At 55.5% G+C, this 16932-nt stretch carries 17 protein-coding genes; 15 read left to right on the forward strand and 2 right to left on the reverse strand.

Annotated features, from left to right (window positions below; translation table 11 throughout):
* Positions 1-5: 5 nt before the first annotated feature.
* The 9 genes from fmt (at position 6) to spoVM (ending at position 8684) form a co-directional block, all read left to right on the forward strand.
* On the forward strand, positions 6-950 hold the full coding sequence (gene fmt / locus DL346_RS06715) for a methionyl-tRNA formyltransferase (RefSeq protein ID WP_112881249.1): 945 nt from the start codon (positions 6-8) through the stop codon (positions 948-950).
* On the forward strand, positions 947-2425 hold the full coding sequence (gene rsmB, locus DL346_RS06720; protein WP_240633050.1) for a 16S rRNA (cytosine(967)-C(5))-methyltransferase RsmB: 1479 nt from the start codon (positions 947-949) through the stop codon (positions 2423-2425). Before fmt ends, rsmB begins: the two co-directional genes overlap by 4 nt.
* A gap of 133 nt (positions 2426-2558) precedes the next feature.
* Positions 2559-3605, forward strand: a complete 1047-nt coding sequence (gene rlmN / locus DL346_RS06725; RefSeq protein WP_112881250.1) for a dual-specificity RNA methyltransferase RlmN — start codon at positions 2559-2561, stop codon at positions 3603-3605.
* A 6-nt stretch (positions 3606-3611) separates the two neighbouring features.
* Complete coding sequence (locus DL346_RS06730) at positions 3612-4367, forward strand: Stp1/IreP family PP2C-type Ser/Thr phosphatase (protein ID WP_112881251.1); 756 nt, start codon at positions 3612-3614, stop codon at positions 4365-4367.
* 5 nt (positions 4368-4372) lie between these two features.
* Complete coding sequence (gene pknB / locus DL346_RS06735; RefSeq protein WP_112881252.1) at positions 4373-6538, forward strand: Stk1 family PASTA domain-containing Ser/Thr kinase; 2166 nt, start codon at positions 4373-4375, stop codon at positions 6536-6538.
* Entirely contained in the window at positions 6492-7454 is a 963-nt protein-coding gene (gene rsgA, locus DL346_RS06740) for a ribosome small subunit-dependent GTPase A (protein ID WP_240633052.1), read from the forward strand. Before pknB ends, rsgA begins: the two co-directional genes overlap by 47 nt.
* A 1-nt stretch (position 7455) precedes the next feature.
* Positions 7456-8100 carry a ribulose-phosphate 3-epimerase gene (rpe, locus tag DL346_RS06745; protein WP_112881253.1) on the forward strand — a complete coding sequence of 215 codons (645 nt, stop codon included), beginning with the start codon at positions 7456-7458 and terminating at the stop codon, positions 8098-8100.
* Between the two features lie 10 nt (positions 8101-8110).
* On the forward strand, positions 8111-8410 hold the full coding sequence (locus DL346_RS06750) for a hypothetical protein (RefSeq protein ID WP_112881254.1): 300 nt from the start codon (positions 8111-8113) through the stop codon (positions 8408-8410).
* A gap of 193 nt (positions 8411-8603) precedes the next feature.
* On the forward strand, positions 8604-8684 hold the full coding sequence (spoVM, locus tag DL346_RS06755; RefSeq protein ID WP_010345573.1) for a stage V sporulation protein SpoVM: 81 nt from the start codon (positions 8604-8606) through the stop codon (positions 8682-8684).
* 140 nt (positions 8685-8824) lie between these two features.
* Here the strand turns inward: spoVM and rpmB are convergent, their stop codons facing one another.
* Positions 8825-9013, reverse strand: coding sequence for a 50S ribosomal protein L28 (rpmB, locus tag DL346_RS06760; RefSeq protein WP_112881255.1), 189 nt, complete (start codon positions 9011-9013; stop codon positions 8825-8827).
* Positions 9014-9233: 220 nt separating this feature from the next.
* Here rpmB and DL346_RS06765 point away from each other — a divergent pair, with 220 nt between their 5' ends.
* From DL346_RS06765 to DL346_RS06785, 5 genes are all read left to right on the forward strand, one after another.
* Positions 9234-9593: an Asp23/Gls24 family envelope stress response protein gene (locus DL346_RS06765; protein WP_112881256.1), complete on the forward strand. Its 360-nt coding sequence runs from the start codon at positions 9234-9236 to the stop codon at positions 9591-9593.
* A gap of 55 nt (positions 9594-9648) precedes the next feature.
* Positions 9649-11454 carry a DAK2 domain-containing protein gene (locus DL346_RS06770; protein ID WP_112881822.1) on the forward strand — a complete coding sequence of 602 codons (1806 nt, stop codon included), beginning with the start codon at positions 9649-9651 and terminating at the stop codon, positions 11452-11454.
* A gap of 12 nt (positions 11455-11466) precedes the next feature.
* Positions 11467-12321: a DegV family protein gene (locus DL346_RS06775; protein ID WP_112881257.1), complete on the forward strand. Its 855-nt coding sequence runs from the start codon at positions 11467-11469 to the stop codon at positions 12319-12321.
* Between the two features lie 10 nt (positions 12322-12331).
* The gene (gene recG / locus DL346_RS06780) at positions 12332-14380 is read left to right on the forward strand and encodes an ATP-dependent DNA helicase RecG (protein ID WP_112881258.1); all 2049 of its coding nucleotides are present in this window, start codon (positions 12332-12334) and stop codon (positions 14378-14380) included.
* A 72-nt stretch (positions 14381-14452) separates the two neighbouring features.
* The gene (locus DL346_RS06785; RefSeq protein WP_112881259.1) at positions 14453-14740 is read left to right on the forward strand and encodes a stage VI sporulation protein F; all 288 of its coding nucleotides are present in this window, start codon (positions 14453-14455) and stop codon (positions 14738-14740) included.
* Positions 14741-14772: 32 nt separating this feature from the next.
* Here the strand turns inward: DL346_RS06785 and DL346_RS06790 are convergent, their stop codons facing one another.
* Positions 14773-15441 carry an SOS response-associated peptidase gene (locus DL346_RS06790; protein WP_112881260.1) on the reverse strand — a complete coding sequence of 223 codons (669 nt, stop codon included), beginning with the start codon at positions 15439-15441 and terminating at the stop codon, positions 14773-14775.
* Positions 15442-15561: 120 nt separating this feature from the next.
* Between DL346_RS06790 and DL346_RS06795 the strand changes: the two genes are divergently transcribed.
* Positions 15562-16896, forward strand: a complete 1335-nt coding sequence (locus DL346_RS06795) for a DUF2515 family protein (protein ID WP_112881261.1) — start codon at positions 15562-15564, stop codon at positions 16894-16896.
* The last annotated feature ends 36 nt before the right edge of the window (positions 16897-16932 follow it).

Genomic DNA, 16932 nt, shown 5'->3' on the forward strand with positions numbered 1-16932 from the left:
GCAGCGTGCGAATCGTATTTATGGGGACGCCGGAGTTTGCCGTCCCGTCTCTTGAGGCCATACTTGCCGCGGGTCACACGGTAGAGCTCGTTGTTACGCAGCCCGATCGTCCTAAAGGACGCAAAAAAACGTTGACGCCGCCTCCGGTCAAGGAAGCGGCTCTTCTTCGCGGCTTGCCGATCGCTCAGCCGGAGAAGCTGCGAGGCTCGGGAACCGTTCAGCAAATTGCCGACCTGCAGCCCGATCTTATCGTAACGGCGGCATACGGACAGATTTTGCCTAAGGCTGTTCTCGACGTGCCGCGGCTCGGCTGCATCAACGTTCACGGCTCCTTGCTGCCGCGCTATCGCGGCGGGGCGCCGATTCAGCGCGCAATCATAAACGGCGAGACGATGACCGGCGTCACGATCATGTACATGGCTGAAGGCCTGGATACCGGCGATATGATCAGCGCGGTCCAGGTGCCGATCGACGAGGACGATACGTCCGGCACGTTATTTGCGAAGCTGACCGAAGCGGGAGCGAAGCTGCTCGGCGAGACGCTGCCGGCAATTGAAGCCGGAACGGCCGGACGTACGGCGCAGAACCACGAAGAAGCTACATATGCGCCGAATTTGACGCGCGATGACGAGCGGATCGATTGGACCCGCCCTGCGCGCAGCGTCTATAACCAAGTCCGCGGGCTGTCTCCGATGGCCGGAGGCTTTACGATCTGGAACGGCGAGCCGTTTAAAGTATGGGGCTGCCGGGTCGTGAAACGCGGCAGCGGTACGGCGCAGCCGGGTACGGTGACAGCCGTTGCCGACGAAGGCATCGTAGTGCAGACCGGCGAAGAAGCGCTGCTGCTTACGTTGATCCAGCCGGCAGGGAAAAAGGCGATGCCTGCCTCCGAATGGCTGAAAGGCGCGCGGCTTGAAGCCGGCACTCGATTCGGCGGTGACGAAGCGTGAGCGGCGGAGCAGGAAATGGCCGCGGCAAAGGCGGCGCCGTGGCCGGACAAGCCCGCGCAGGCAAGAAGCCTGAGGACGGGAAGTCCGTCAAGCCGCAGCAGCAGCCGAGAAAGAGAACCGCGCGCGAAGTAGCGCTCGATACGCTAGTTAAAGTAGCGGAAGCCGGCGCCTACAGCAATCTGCAGTTGAACCGCGCCTTGCAGGAAGCCCAGCTGTCGCGGCCGGACGCCGGTCTTGCCACCGAGCTCGTCTACGGCACGATTCAGCATCAGCGTTACCTCGATGATCGGCTGAGCATTCTCGTAACGAAAGGCTTTCAAAAGCTGACGCCATGGGTGCTTGCGCTCCTTCGGATGAGCGCCTATCAATTGCTGATGCTGGACCGGATACCGCCTCATGCCGCGGTCAACGAGGCCGTCGTCATTGCGAAGCGTCGCGGCCACAGCGGCATATCCGGCATGGTGAACGGCGTGCTCCGCAACATGGAGCGCAGATTGTCGGAGCTTAAGCAGCCGATCGAGCGTGACAATCCGGCCGAGCGGATCGGCATTGCCCATTCGTACCCGGACTGGCTCGTGCGCCGCTGGATCGACGCCTATGGCGAAGCGGAGGCAGAGCGGATCTGTGCCGCCGGCAACGAGCCGCCGCACAGCAGCCTTCGCGTGAACCCGCTGCGCTTGTCCCGGGATAAGGCGATCGGGATGTTGAAGGAAAGCGGCTTCGATGCAGCCGGATCAAGGCTTTCGGACGCCGCGGTAATCGTAAGCGGAGGCGGAAATCTGGCTCAATCGGAAGGCTATCAGTCCGGTCTATGGTCGCTGCAGGACGAGAGCTCCATGCTTGTCGCCGAAGTATGCGCGCCGGCTCCCGGGATGAAGGTGCTCGATTGCTGCGCGGCGCCGGGCGGCAAGACGACGCATCTGGCCGAGCTGATGGAGGACCGCGGGCAAGTGATCGCCAACGACGTCCATCCGCATAAGAAGCAGCTGATCGAAGAGCAAGCTGCAAGGCTTGGCCTTCAGACCGTACAAGCCGTTACCGGCGATGCGCTGGATCTTGCGGCCCGGTTCGAGCCGGAGAGCTTTGATCTCGTCCTGCTTGACGCTCCATGCTCCGGCTTCGGCGTCATCAGGCGCAAGCCGGAAATCAAATGGACGAAGAGCGAAGCGGATGTGCACGCCATCGCCGGCTTGCAGTCGGACCTGCTTCAGGTGGCGGCGAAGCTGGTGCGTCCGGGCGGAACGCTCGTGTACAGCACTTGCACAATCGAACGGGAAGAGAACGAACGGCAGGTAGAGAGGTTTCTGGAGACTCACCCGGCGTTCAAGCTGGATGCCGATTGGTCGCCGAAGGTTCTGCGGCCGCTTCGGGAAGGCCGGGCGGTCGATGACAGCTTTGGCGGGATGGTGCAGCTGCTGCCGCAGCAGTTCGGCAGCGACGGCTTTTTTATCGCCCGCATGAAGCGCGGCGAATAGATGAAAACACGACCAATAAACGCTCATGACGGCACAAGTGGCCTGTTATGGGCGTTTGTGGTAAAATAATCAGGGGCACTCTTTTCATAAAGCGTGCCGCACATATTTTTGGAAAAGAAACAGGTGCATATCGATGAAACCGTTCATCTACGACTATACGTTAGAGCAATTGCAGGATTGGATGAAAGAGAACGGCGAATCCGCTTTTCGCGGAACCCAGCTGTTCGAATGGCTGTATGTGAAACGAGTAAAGAGCTTCGACGAAATGAGCAATCTCTCCAAGTCGCTTCGCCAGAAGCTGGACGACCATTTTCAATTTGTTACGCTTACCGAGATCACGAAGTTTGAATCGAAGGACGGAACCGTCAAGTTCCTCTTCGGGCTGCACGACAACCATGCCATCGAAACCGTCATTATGCGCCATAATTACGGGAACAGCATCTGCGTTACGACGCAGGTGGGATGCCGGATCGGCTGCACGTTCTGCGCTTCGACGCTCGGCGGCTTGAAGCGGAATTTGACGGCGGGCGAAATCGTTGCGCAGGTCGTCGTTGCGCAGCAGCTGCTGGACGCAACGAAGGAGCGCGTTTCCAGCATCGTTATTATGGGATCCGGCGAACCGTTCGAGAATTACGATGCGACGATGACCTTCCTGCGCCTCATGATTCACGAGAAAGGGCTGAATATCGGCCAGCGCCACATTACGGTATCTACGAGCGGCATCGTTCCGAGCATTTACAAATTCGCCGAAGAGAACACGCAAATCAACCTGGCGATTTCGATTCATGCTCCGAACGATAAGCTCCGTTCCAAGCTGATGCCGGTTAACCGCCGTTTCCCGTTCGAGGAAGTGATGGAAGCGTGCCGGTATTACATCGCGAAGACCGGACGCCGGATTACGTTCGAATATGCGCTTATCGGCAGCGTGAACGACCAGAACGAGCACGCGCAGGAGCTGGCTGATGTATTGAAAGGCATGCTCTGCCACGTCAATTTGATTCCGGTTAACCATGTGCCGGAGCGGGATTACGTGCGCACGCCGCGCGAGCAAATTTTCGAGTTCCACCGGATTTTAGAGAAGAACCAGATCAATGCCACCATCCGCAGAGAACAGGGACATGACATTGCAGCGGCATGCGGACAGCTACGTGCGAAACATATGGAGTCTACGGCGGGGTGATGAGTTGTGATAATCGCGTATCGGAGCGATGTTGGGCGAGTTCGGTCAGTGAATGAAGATACGGCTTGGTCGGACTCGTATGAGTTCGGCCTGACCGTGGCGATTGTTGCCGACGGTATGGGCGGTCATAAGGCCGGAGAAGTAGCCAGCCAGCTGGCGGTCGATACGTTCCGGGAAGCGCTGCAGCATGTAACTGCGGCGCTGCCTTTGGAGGATCGGAAGCTGCTGATGAGCCAAGCTATTCTGCAGGCGAACGAAGTGATTTACGATTTGGGTTCGAACAATGAGCAATTTCATAATATGGGAACGACAGTCGTTGCCGCACTTATTCAAGATGATACCAGTGTTATCGGACATATCGGCGACAGCCGGGTGTACAAATGGAAAGACGGCGTTTTGACGCAGCTGACCGAAGATCATACGCTTGTATATGAACTTGTTAAATCCGGGCAAATCACGCTTGAAGAAGCGGCTACCCATCCGCGGCGCAACGTTATTACACGCGCGCTCGGTACGGATGAGCAGATAGAGGTAGATATCATTTGCACGTCGTGGCAGGCCGGCGATATGCTTATGCTTTGCAGCGATGGATTGGTTGACATGGCGAGTCCGTCGTCGATTGTTGAAACATTGGGGCGGGAAGATCTGAATCTGGACCAGAAAGCGGATCGACTCGTACAGCTGGCGCTTGAAGCCGGCGGAGAAGACAATATTACCGTAATCCTGCTGCATCATGCCGAAAACACAGAGCTTGAGGGGTGATCGACATGATTGGACATGAATTGGGAGGACGTTACGAAATTATTACCCGCATCGGCGGGGGCGGCATGGCGCTTGTTTATAAAGCCCATGATATTTTGCTGAACCGAAACGTGGCCGTCAAGGTGCTGCGCCAGCAGTTCGTGCACGACGAGGAGTTTATTCGCCGCTTCAGGCGCGAAGCGCAGTCTGCGGCAGCGCTTTCCCATCCGAACGTCGTCAGTATCTACGATGTCGGGCAAGAGGAAGATACCCACTATATCGTCATGGAGTATGTAGAAGGCAATAATTTGAACGAAATCATCAAAGAGCGTGCGCCGCTTCAAACGGAAGAATCAGTACGGATCGCGCAGCAAATTTGCGACGCGCTCGAACACGCGCATCATAATCAAATCATTCATCGCGATATTAAACCGCATAATATTCTAATCGGCAAGAACGGCCGCGTGAAAGTGACGGACTTTGGCATCGCGCGGGCGGTAACGTCTTCAACGATCACTCAAACCGGCTCTGTCGTCGGATCCGTTCACTATTTCTCTCCGGAGCATGCCAAGGGCGTCGTTACGGGCGAGAAATCCGACCTGTATTCTCTGGGTATCGTGCTGTATCAGATGGTGACGGGCAAGCTGCCGTTTCTGGGTGAAAGCCCGATCAGCGTCGCTCTTAAGCATCTGCAGGAAAACTTTGCGGAGCCGCGGACGATTAATCCATACATACCGCAAAGCGTCGAAAATATCATTTTGCGCGCGATGCGCAAAAATCCGGGCGAGCGTTACGATTCCGCCTCGGAGATGCTTGGCGATCTAGAAAGCTGCCTGCAGCCGGACCGTTTGGGCGAACCGAAGATTACGTTCAGCAATCCGGATTTTGACGAGACGCGCGTCATGCCCGCAATTCGCGGCAGCATTTCCGATAATAGGACGGCAAGTACGTCGAGCGTGAAGTCCTCCGATCCAAATAGTTCAGGTTCAGGATCCGGCACAGGATCCGGTCCCGGCGAGAAAGGGGCTGCCGATTCGGATGCCGATCGCTGGAGCTCGGACGGACTTGAAGAAGAGCCGCGCAAACGCAAATGGGTCAAACCTGTCATCACCGTCGCAACGACGCTTATTATCATTGGACTCGTTTATTGGGGCGCTATGACGGTTCTTAGCTGGTTCGATATCGAAGAGGTCGACGTCCCTTACGTGGTAGACATGACCGAAGCCGAGGCCCGAACGACGCTTGAGCAAGCGGGACTTAAAGTAGAGGAGCCATCGATTTACACGGAGAAGGAAGGCGTGCCCAAGGACGTCGTCTATGAGCAATCCAAGCCCAACCAGCGGGTGAAAGTAGGTTCGTTCATTAAGCTTTACGTCAGCAAGGGACCGAAGCTTGAGAAGGCAGGCAATTATACCGGCAAGTCTTACGAGGATACCGTCGCGGCACTGGTCGCCCTTGGCGTTGATGAGGTGAACATCGAGAAGGACGAGGAATACAGCGATGAAGCGCCGGGGACCGTGTTAAGTCAAACGCCCGAGGCCGGAACGGAATTCGATCCGAAAAACGCGGCATTCAGCTTTACCGTCAGCCAAGGCAAGGAAACGTTCCCGATGCCGAAGCTGACTGACCTGACGGAGAAAGAAGCGATTGCGCTGCTGAAATCCAAGGGGCTCGAAATCAATGAAGAAGACATCGTACGCGAGCCTAGCTATAAAGAGAAAGGCACCGTTATCGCCCAGTATCCGTTCGATCCGGAAGCGCCTGTAACCAAAGGAGCGGCTATTACGCTCACAGTCAGCTCCGGCTTGCCTGAAGAAGCGCTCGAATATACGTTCAATATCGTTATTTCGCCGGCCGAAGCCGGGAAGACTAGCAGTATCCGCATTGTGTATACCGATGCGCGCGGCGAGAATATCGAATGGGGCAAACGTAAAATTAAAGATACCCAGACCTTCCCGGTGAAAGTCGTGCTGGATCCGAACACGGAAGCGATGGTTACGATCTATCGAGATAATCAATTTACCGATACCTTCTCCAAAACCTACGATGAGGTGAAATCGGGCGCAACCGGAGCGCCTGAAACGGTACCGGGCAACGAAACGCCGCCGGCAGACCAGCCGGCGCAAACCGAGGAGAATCCGACTGATGAAGGCGATCCAGCCACAAACGAGACAGACCAAAATGGACAGTAAAGCAAGCCAAACAGGAAGGATCGTAAAAGCATTGAGCGGCTATTATTATGTAAAGCCGCTCGATGCTTCTTCGATCGAGGAGCCGATTCAATGCAGAGCCCGCGGCATCTTCAAGAAGCGCGGCGAATCGCCGCTTGTCGGCGATGTCGTGGAATTCGAAGAGACGGAGAACGGCGAAGGCGCCGTCAACCGGATCATGCCGCGCAGTTCCGAACTGATTCGTCCGCCAGTTGCAAATGTCGATTTGGCTGTTCTGGTATTCTCAGTCACGGAGCCGGCTTTGAACCTGCAGCTGCTGGACAAGTTTCTCGTTCATATCGAGCACGCCGGCATCGAGGCGGTGCTTTGCTTAAGCAAACAAGATTTAGCAGTAGACAGCGAGGATGCGGAAACGGCTCGCAGCGCCATGAACGACGTGCTCCGCATCTACGAGCCGATCGGCTATCAAGTGCTGGTGACGAGCTCGCGGCAAGGCGAAGGAACGGCTGCGCTGTCTGAACGGCTTCAAGGCCATCTTGCCGTGTTTGCCGGTCAATCGGGCGTAGGCAAGTCATCCCTTCTAAATGCGCTGGTACCGGGCTTAACGCTTGAAACGAACGCGATCAGCAACCGGCTGGGACGCGGCAAGCATACGACGCGCCATGTCGAGCTTATCGACATTGGCGGCGGTTATGTCGCGGATACGCCCGGCTTTAGTCAGCTGGATTTCGCCGAGCTCGGCATCGAGGAGCTGGGCAGCTGCTTCAGGGAAATGCGCGAGCTGTCTTCCTCCTGCAAATTCCGCGGCTGCACCCATATCCATGAACCGGAGTGCGCCGTGCTTGCGGCGCTGGAACGCGGCGAAATCGCGCCTTCACGCCATAGCAACTACGTTCTGTTCATGGCGGAAATGAAAGAGAAAAAGCGGAGGTACTGAAATGTCTATCATAGCACCATCGATATTGTCGGCTAATTTCGCGACACTCGCAGACGAAATCAAAGACGTGGAACGTGCCGGAGCGGATTGGATACATATTGACGTAATGGATGGCCATTTCGTCCCCACGCTGACGTTCGGACCGCTCGTCATCAGCGCCGTTCGGCCAGCAACGAAGCTTGCGTTCGATGTTCACTTAATGATCGAGCATCCGGAGCATCATATCGCTTCTTATGTCGCGGCAGGCGCCGACCGCATTACGGTTCATGCCGAAGCATGCGTCCACCTGCACCGCGTGATCCATCAAATTAAAGAAGCCGGATTGCCTGCAGGCGTCGCGTTGAACCCGGCTACGCCGATCCATGCCCTGGAGAACGTCCTGGGCGATATCGACATGGTTCTGCTCATGACGGTGAATCCCGGCTTCGGCGGGCAGCAATTCATCCCGCAATCGCTGCAGAAACTTCGCCAGCTCCGTCAGCTGCTGGAGTCGCATGGTCAAGGAGACATGCTGATTCAAGTGGATGGAGGGATCAACGCAGCTACGGCACCGCTCGTTAGGGAAGCGGGCGCTAACGTGCTTGTTGCGGGCAATGCCGTATTTACAGAGAGCGACCGTGCGGCTGCGATCGCCGCGCTTCGCTAGGAGGACAACCATGGGCGAAACCGTAAAGAAAGCGCTGTGGTGCACCCTTTATAGCTTAGGCTGCGGGCTGATGCTGGCGATCTTTCCGAATGTGAAGACAGGCATTAATTTTATTTTCTCAATACTTGCGCTCGTGATCGGGATATTCTATTTCAAGCGGGCAACTTCGCTTCGTTCGCGCATCGTATTCGTTGTAATGACGTTGATTTTCTTCCTGCTTTTTACCGTCGTGATCGCCATCGTCGTCTACATTCGTTCGCATCCGATGCCGGCTGCGGCCGCCTGGACGATGGTCCCGGGTTTGGAATAGGACAATCATAGATCGCATAGGATGGTTACATGAACTAACGTTCTTGTAGCCTTTTTTATTGGGACCAAAAGGCGAGGACCGTTACGGATGTTTATTCAGCATACAAAGAACGTTTTGCTCACGTACAATCCGGTTCACGCTGTATGCTTGCGAAGTAGTTTTGCATCCGCAAAACTTTTAGGAGGGGTGGAGCATGAAATTTTACACGATCAAGCTGCCGAAGTTTTTGGGTGGCTTCGTGAAGGCGATTCTAAATACGTTCCAGAAAAATTGAACGAATGCGAACCGGCCCCAGCGGCCGGTTCGAGACGGACGATCCTGCGCACAGATCGCGGCTTTCTGTTCCACCTGTGCCTAGATATGCAAAAAAGCACCTGAAAAGATCAGGTGCTTTTTGTCCATGGCTGAATGCCGTTATACACGAGTCACTTTGCCGGATTTCAGAGCACGAGTGCTGACATAAACGCGCTTTGGTTTACCGTCCACAAGGATTCTAACTTTTTGAACGTTAACGCCCCAAGAGCGGCGGGTTTTGTTGTTAGCGTGCGAAACGTGGTTACCTACCCCTGGACCTTTGCCCGTAATGAAACATTTGCGAGACATGGAATACACCTCCCTTGAAGATTCACTGCAAACAAACAGACTCCAATATAATATCATATCTCTGGACATTCATCAAGCATGAGTAACCGCGCAAATCAGGTATATAAAGCGCTTAAAATGCAGAAAATGGTCGTAAAATGGGCGTTGGACTTCAAAATCGTTATTATTTATAGTACAATGTTGTTTAGTCCATAATAATACGGTGAAGGAGTGGTTTTCCATGCCCCTGCAGATTAATTCGGAATTAGGCAATGTATTCATAACCGATCATGTGATCTCCGTTCTTGCCGGTTCAGCGGCGCTGGATTGTTATGGACTGGTAGGTATGGCTTCAAGAAAGCAGTTGAAAGACGGCATCGCCGAGCTGCTTGGTCGAGATAATTTGTCGCGCGGTGTTGAAGTCCACCGAGAGAACGAATACTTACACATTGATCTGTACATCATCGTCAGCTATGGCACAAAAATTTCCGAGGTCGCACATAACATTCAGTCCAAAGTGAAATATGTGATGAACGAGGTTATCGGCATTAAGGTCGACGTCGTGAATATTTTTGTCCAGGGCGTACGGGTATCTCGGTAGGAAGGGGTAATCACGTTTGATTAAACGCTTTATTAACGGCTCAGATTTTGCAAGCATGGTACTGAGCGGAGCGGAAAGTTTACAAAAAAATGTTGAGCGCATCAACGCGCTGAATGTGTTCCCGGTTCCCGACGGCGATACCGGGACGAATATGAATTTAACGATGACATCCGGCAAACGCGAGCTTCAGAGCAAAACCTCGCCTGCCATAGGCAAAGTTGCGGAAGCGCTTTCTAAGGGGTTGCTTATGGGCGCGCGGGGCAATTCCGGGGTTATTTTGTCACAGCTATTTCGGGGGTTCGCGAAGAGCGTCGCCAATCAGGATCAGATCGATTCGGTCCAGTTTGCGGCTGCGCTTCAAAACGGGGTTGATATGGCTTATAAGGCCGTCGTCAAGCCGGTTGAGGGGACAATTCTTACCGTAGCGAAGGATACCGCCAAGCATGCCGTATCCATTGCCAAGCGCACGACAGACCTTACAGAAATGCTGCGCGAGGTCGTTACGAAATCCAATGAGTCGCTGACACGCACGCCTGATCTGCTGCCGGTGCTCAAACAGGTCGGCGTCGTCGATTCCGGCGGCCAAGGTCTTGTCTGTATTTATGAAGGGTTTCTGCAAGCGATGAATGAAAATGCCGGAACGGCCGACGACAGTCAAATGGGGTCGGAGGCAGCGTTGCCGGAATTATTCTCTTCTACCGCAGCGAAGGCGCCTGCAACGCCCGCACCGCGCTTGAATCAGGCGCCGGCAAGCGCGCAATCGCAACTGGCGACTGAGAACATCGAGTTTTTATATGACATGGAATTTTTCATTAACCGGAAGCTTGCAAGCCGCAATGCGCTGCGCTTTGACGAGGCCTTGTTCAAAGGCATGCTTGGCAGGGACGGGGATTCGATTCTGGTCATTGCCGATGATGAAATCATTAAAGTTCATGTGCATACACGCAAGCCGGGGGATGTGCTGAATTATGCGCTTCCATACGGCGAGCTAACGGAAATTCATATACTGAACATGCGCGAGCAGCACCGCGATCTTCTGCATGAAGAGTCCGCGGGCCTGAGCGGTACGGGCACTGCCGCGCCTGCTGGCGAGAGCTTGAAAGAAACGGCGATCGTAGAAGAAGCGGCGCTTGGACTTGCCGTTCCCGAAGTGCTGACTGGCACGCCTGCGGAATCCATCTCCACAGAGCAAGCCCATGAGTGGGCGCCGTTCGGGATTATCGCAGTCGCGATGGGCGAAGGCATCGCATCGATCTTCATGGACAACAACGTCGATGTCGTGCTGTCGGGCGGACAGTCGATGAATCCGTCAACGGAAGATTTCGTGAATGCGATCGAATCGCTTTCGGCGGAGCATATCTACCTGCTGCCGAACAACGGCAACATCATCATGGCTGCTCAGCAGGCTGCAGAGCTGTTAGAGCGCAGCGTCACCGTCATCCGGACGAAGAATATTCCGCAAGGACTTGCGGCGGTTCTCGCGTTCAAGGAAGACAGGACGGCCGAAGAGAATGCGGAAGCGATGAACGCGGCGGCTGGCTCCGTGCGTTCCGGCCAAGTGACGAGCGCGGTTCGCAATACATCGATTGACGGCATCTCCATTCAAGAGGGCGACTATATCGGTATTATGGAGAAATCCATCGTAACCGCTTCTGCCAGCCTGCAGGATACATGCCGGGAGCTGCTTGCGAAGATGCTTGAAGACGGCGGAGAGCTTGTGACGGTCCTAACCGGCGAGCAGGCCGACGCAGCCGAAACCAAGGCATTCGTTCAATGGGCGAATGAAACCTTCTCTCATGCCGAGCTAGAGGTTCATGAAGGCGGTCAACCGCTTTACCCTTATCTGATAGCAGTGGAATAGGAGGTGCTCCGAATGGGTGCGATCAAGATTATGACGGACAGCACGGCCGATGTGCCAAAGCGTGTCCGAGAGCAGCATGGCATCGAGATGGTACCGCTGAAGGTGCTCTTCGGGGAAGATACGTATTTGGACGCGGTAACCATCACGAACAATCAATTTTACGAACGACTGGCCAAATCGGAGATGCTGCCTACGACCTCGCAGCCTTCTCCCGCGGAGTTCATGGAGGCCTACGAGAAGGTGCTTGCATCCGGGGCGGACAATTCGATCATTTCCATTCATCTGTCTTCCGCACTGAGCGGCACTTATCAGTCTGCGGTACTTGGCTCGAATCTGCTCGATGCGCCGGGCGACATAACGGTCATCGATTCCAAATCCGCTTCCTACGGCTGCGGCATGCTTGTCGTGAAGGCGGCGGAAATGGTCGCTGCCGGCGAAAGCAAGGAAGCGATCATCGCCAAAGTGGAAGAAATGATTCAAGACAGGAGAATGTACTTCCTGCTCGACACATTGGAATATTTGCAGAAGGGCGGCCGTATCGGAAAAGCTGCCGCATTGTTCGGCTCGATTCTGAACATTAAGCCAATTCTGACGATTGATGGCGAAGGCGAAGTTATGGCGGTCGATAAAGTTCGCGGCACGAAGAAGGCGATGCAGCGCATCGTTGATTTGCTGAAGAGCGATTTCGGCAGCGATCCGATCGAAATGACGGTCGGATGGACGCATAAGAGCGAGCTGGCGCTTGAGCTGGCGGCATTGGCGCAAACGCAGCTTAACGTTCGCAATATACGCCAAACCGAGATCGGTGCAGTTATCGGCACGCACGCAGGCCCGGGCGCGGCTGCCTTATTTATAACACGGGTGTGAGGTAATGGGGATGAAGCTGGATCAAATACCGGTCCGGCAAATGAAAGGCGTGAGTGCTCAGAAGGAACAGGAGCTTCACGCCTTTGGCGTTCATACGATCGCGGATTTGCTGGATTATTTTCCGTTTCGATACGAGGACTATCGCATACGGAGCTTAGGGGAAACGAAGGACGGCGAGAAGGCAACCTTCGAGGGTAAAATCATGGGAAATCCGCTGCTGCAGCGGTACGGCCGCGCCAAGAACCGCTTAACGTGCAAGGTCGCCATCGACGGCGTATTGGTGACGGCGGTTTGGTTCAACCGGCATTTCCTGCAGGAGCATTTGATTCCCGGACGGGATATCGTGCTGACAGGCAAATGGGAGCAGCAGCGGCTGCAGATTACGGTTTCGGAATCGGAATTCCCCGATAAAGGCGCTTCGCGCTCCGGAACGCTGCAGGCCGTTTACTCCATAGGCGGCGGCGTAACGCAGCCATGGATCCGCAAGCTGATGAAGCAGGCGCTGCAGCAGTATGGACCGATGGTGGAAGAGATTTTACCCGTCGAGCTGATGGACAAGCATGGGTTAATGCTGCGGCGCGATGCGGTCCTGCATATTCATCAGCCGGATGATATTGCGCAAGGACAAGCGGCACGGCGCAGGCTGGTTTACGAGGAGTTGTTCCTGTTTCAGCTGAAGCTGCAAGCGTACCGTTCGCTGAACCGCAAACGGATGGACGGCGTCGCCCATGTAGTGGACGGGGAGTCGATCCGGGTGTTCGTGCGGACGCTGCCGTTCGAGCTGACGGACTCGCAGAAGAAAGTCGTGAACGAGATTCTTATCGACATGCGGCATCCATCGTGCATGAACCGCTTGCTGCAGGGCGATGTCGGCTCAGGCAAAACGGTCGTCGCGGCCGTTGCGCTGTTTGCAACCGTGAAAGCAGGTCATCAGGGGGCGCTGATGGTGCCGACGGAAATACTCGCCGAGCAGCATTACCGCTCGTTGCAGAAGCTGCTGGGCGGCGTAGGGCTGCAGGTTGCGCTCCTGACCGGCAGCCTGACGGAGAAGAAACGGCGCGACGTGCTTGCAGGTCTGCAGATGGGACTTATCGATGTCATTGTCGGCACGCAGGCGATCATTCAGGAAGGCGTCAATTTCCGCAGCCTTGGCCTCGTTGTTACCGACGAGCAGCATCGCTTCGGCGTCAATCAGCGGAGCGTGTTGCGCCGCAAAGGGATGAATCCGGACGTGCTCACCATGACGGCAACTCCGATTCCAAGAACGCTTGCGATTTCGGCGTTCGGGGATATGGATGTCTCTACGCTTCGCGAGCGTCCGCAAGGCCGTAAGCCGATTCAGACGAATTGGGTGAAGCACAGCATGCTGGACCGCGTGCTCGGGTTTATCCGCCGGGAAGTGGAGGCAGGCCGCCAATGCTATTTCATATGTCCGCTCATCGAGGAATCGGATAAGCTGGACGTGCAAAACGCGATCGACCTGCATATTCAAATCCAGCAGGCTTTTCCCGATCTCCGCGTCGGTCTTCTTCACGGACGGCTTTCCACGGCGGAGAAGGATGAAGTGATGCGCTCTTTCAGCGAGAACGAGGTGCATGTGCTCGTGGCGACGACGGTCGTGGAGGTCGGGGTGGACGTTCCGAATGCGACGTTGATGGTCATTATGGACGCCGAACGGTTCGGCTTGTCGCAGCTGCATCAGCTTCGCGGCCGTGTCGGCCGCGGCGGACACCAATCGTACTGCGTCCTGATCGCGGATCCGAAATCGGAAATCGGACGGGAACGGATGAAGATCATGACCGAAACCGATGACGGCTTCGAGGTCTCGAGGCGGGATTTGGAGCTGAGGGGACCGGGCGATTTTTTCGGCACGAAGCAAAGCGGCGTACCGGATTTCAAGCTGGCCGATATGGCGGCGGATTTTGCGGTGCTGGAGGAGGCGCGGGACGACGCGGCGGACATGACGGCGAAAGCCGATTTCTGGACGGCTGCGGCCTATGCTCGACTGCGAGAGGTGCTTCGGAAGGAGCAACTTTTTCAAGGGGATCTCTTGGACTAGTTTTTAAAGCGCCGCCTGCGGCATATAGTACAACGTATGGCCTAAGAAGCCGGACGGAGGTGCTGCCCTAGGATGAGCTACACGAAATATGGGATACGTCCCGAACTGGTCGAGCGAGTCAAGGTGAAAATGAAGAATCCGGTCATGAAAGATCGAGTTAAGATGCTGCTCAATGGGGTAACCAAATATGATTTGCAGGACCGTACCAAGGTGAAGAAGCTGATTCGGACCTCGGCCGGTATCTTGCAGGAAAATCTGACTGAACAGCAAGAAGATCAATTAATCGCATTTGTTATAGGCCAAAAAATCGACCCGTCCAATACGCTGCATCTCATTAAGCTGTGGGCGATGTTCCGCTGATCTTCGGATCGGCGGATTTTTTTTTTTGCCGCTTATAGAGGCTCAATGCAGGCAGCATCGTCGTTGGCCACGCTGCCGACCGTTTTGGCGACTGGATAGGCTTCCAGCAGTTCGGACGGGAAAGGGCGGAGAAGGGCCCCCAGCTGCTCGTGATCCTGCACGGTTCGATCCAGCCATAGCGCTTCGCTTTCTTCGTGCAAAATGACCGGCATCCGATCATGGATCGGTTCCATTAGCTTGTTGGGCGTAGTCGTCAGAATCGTGCACGTGCTCAGCTTGATGCCAGCAGGCGACACCCACGTATCGTAAAGACCGGCCATGCTGAACAGCTTGCGGTCGCGCTTCACGATGCGCATCGGCTGCTTGTCTTCTCCGTCCTTGCGCCATTCATAGAAGCCGTCAGCCGGAATGATGCAGCGTTTGCGGCGGATCAGCTGCTTGAAAGCGGGCTTCTCCCAGACCGTTTCGGAACGGGCGTTCAGCATTTTGTTGCCGACCTTCAGGTTGTCGGCCCATGCAGGGACAAGCCCCCATTTGAGCTCGCCCAAACGGTTCTGCGTTCCGTCGCTCACGATGGCAAACACCATTTGTCCGGGGGCTACGTTATATTTGGGCCGATGGTATGGCACATTCGTGGAGGAAATCCAATAACGTAACATAAGTTCTTCCAAAGATACTGTAATCGTATATCGTCCGCACATAGGTTGTTCGTGCCTCCTCGAAACGGTTGGACTACTCCCCTCAGTATACTACGAGCGGCTAATGGAATGTAGAGAAGCCCATACTAAATTGTATACGAAAGAAAGGAGCGGCATAAGCGGATGGAGCAACGCCATACAACGGGAACGTCCTTCTTCGAAAGGTTTGTGCTTGCGCTGCGAAGGTTACCTGCCCGGATAGCGGCATACGTGCAAGCGAAGCGTAAAGCCAGGCGCGAATCCGAGCTGCTGTCCCGGCATGCCGTGCGGCTTGAATTGAAGCCGGAATCAGTCCGGGAGCTGAACGCTGCGTGGCTCGCTAGCGCGGCGCCTTCGTCGCCTGCATCCGCTGATCCGCTTTTCGCATCCGCTGATGCGCATAGCGAGCGCGAACGCGCCCTCATTCAACGAATCCTCCAGGAAACGGAGAAGGCAAACCGGAATAACGTTACCCGAACGGAAGCGTACCGTGCGCTCTATTTTCGTTGTCCCGAGCTGCATTGGGCGCTGCTCGCCCATCTGGTATCCCGCAATGGCGGCTGGAACATGACCGACCTGCAGGGCGAGCTTCTGCCGCGTCTGCTTGGCCGCTCCTTCCGGAAGCATGCTTTTCTGCTGCTGGAACGGGCGAATGCGCTTATTTTCCAGGACGCGTATCCTCAGCTGCTGCTCTATGAAGCGTCGCGCAAGGAAGGGCGGGAGCACTTCGGCTTGCTGCCTGCTTTTGGCGTGTCGAGGTTCATGCGACCGGTCTGGTCGCAGTTTTGGCGCCGCCGCGATGCAGCCATACTAACGACTGCGCTCATCGTTAACGAGCAGAACGTCATCGAAGAGCCGATCGTTCGCAGCGCTTACTTCAAGGAACACGTTCTGCGGCAGCCGGCGTTTCTCCTTCAAGCGCCGCTTCAAACAAATTCGGTGTTCATGCCGTATGGGGCGCCGAGCGAAGACGGGATGAAGCTGGCCGGCCTCGTGCTCGAAAATTTCCGCAGCTTGCAGGAAAGGATCGAATTCGGCAAACGGCTCTACGCCATCTTGTTCGGCGTCACGGACGTGAAGAATGGCGTGCTGGCGTTTGTGCGTGCCGTTCCGCACACCGGCTCGCGCGCCGACTATGCGCCTCAGCTGTTTACCAAGCAACCGCGCAACACATCCGCGAAAGGATACGCCGTTAAGCTGGATGGCTGCAAGCTGAAGCGGGGAGCAAGAAAGCTGTCCAGTCCGGAGCTGGAGATGGCTTGGCAGGACGTGCCCGTCGAGATCGGCAGCCGGTCGGATTGGTTCACGGGTTCGGAAGAAGCCGCAGAAGAGGTTGCCGCATATTTCAAAGCGCTGCCGCTCCCCGACGTCTTCGAAATTACGGAGGAGCACTGCAGCGGAATCAAAAAAATCGAACTGGCCGTTATGGCAGCACAGCGTATAAAGCCGGCGGTTCCGCTGCAAGAGAAAAGGCGATAAAGAAAAGCTTGTTCAAGCTCTCCTTTATCGCCTTTC

Origin of the sequence: Paenibacillus montanisoli (assembly GCF_003268025.1) — a bacterium.
Lineage (GTDB): Bacteria > Bacillota > Bacilli > Paenibacillales > Paenibacillaceae > Paenibacillus_Z > Paenibacillus_Z montanisoli.

What these genes read in the sequence shown, in the direction of transcription:
- rpmB (WP_112881255.1), bottom strand. Translation starts at nt 9,013, where the DNA reads ATGTCTCGCAAATGTTTCATTACGGGCAAAGGTCCAGGGGTAGGTAAC.
- DL346_RS06770 (WP_112881822.1), top strand. Translation starts at nt 9,649, where the DNA reads ATGGTACTGAGCGGAGCGGAAAGTTTACAAAAAAATGTTGAGCGCATC.
- DL346_RS06795 (WP_112881261.1), top strand. Translation starts at nt 15,562, where the DNA reads ATGGAGCAACGCCATACAACGGGAACGTCCTTCTTCGAAAGGTTTGTG.
- DL346_RS06785 (WP_112881259.1), top strand. Translation starts at nt 14,453, where the DNA reads ATGAGCTACACGAAATATGGGATACGTCCCGAACTGGTCGAGCGAGTC.
- rsgA (WP_240633052.1), top strand. Translation starts at nt 6,492, where the DNA reads ATGAAGGCGATCCAGCCACAAACGAGACAGACCAAAATGGACAGTAAA.
- DL346_RS06765 (WP_112881256.1), top strand. Translation starts at nt 9,234, where the DNA reads ATGCCCCTGCAGATTAATTCGGAATTAGGCAATGTATTCATAACCGAT.
- rlmN (WP_112881250.1), top strand. Translation starts at nt 2,559, where the DNA reads ATGAAACCGTTCATCTACGACTATACGTTAGAGCAATTGCAGGATTGG.
- DL346_RS06790 (WP_112881260.1), bottom strand. Translation starts at nt 15,441, where the DNA reads ATGTGCGGACGATATACGATTACAGTATCTTTGGAAGAACTTATGTTA.
- DL346_RS06775 (WP_112881257.1), top strand. Translation starts at nt 11,467, where the DNA reads ATGGGTGCGATCAAGATTATGACGGACAGCACGGCCGATGTGCCAAAG.
- rpe (WP_112881253.1), top strand. Translation starts at nt 7,456, where the DNA reads ATGTCTATCATAGCACCATCGATATTGTCGGCTAATTTCGCGACACTC.
- spoVM (WP_010345573.1), top strand. Translation starts at nt 8,604, where the DNA reads ATGAAATTTTACACGATCAAGCTGCCGAAGTTTTTGGGTGGCTTCGTG.
- pknB (WP_112881252.1), top strand. Translation starts at nt 4,373, where the DNA reads ATGATTGGACATGAATTGGGAGGACGTTACGAAATTATTACCCGCATC.
- DL346_RS06750 (WP_112881254.1), top strand. Translation starts at nt 8,111, where the DNA reads ATGGGCGAAACCGTAAAGAAAGCGCTGTGGTGCACCCTTTATAGCTTA.
- recG (WP_112881258.1), top strand. Translation starts at nt 12,332, where the DNA reads ATGAAGCTGGATCAAATACCGGTCCGGCAAATGAAAGGCGTGAGTGCT.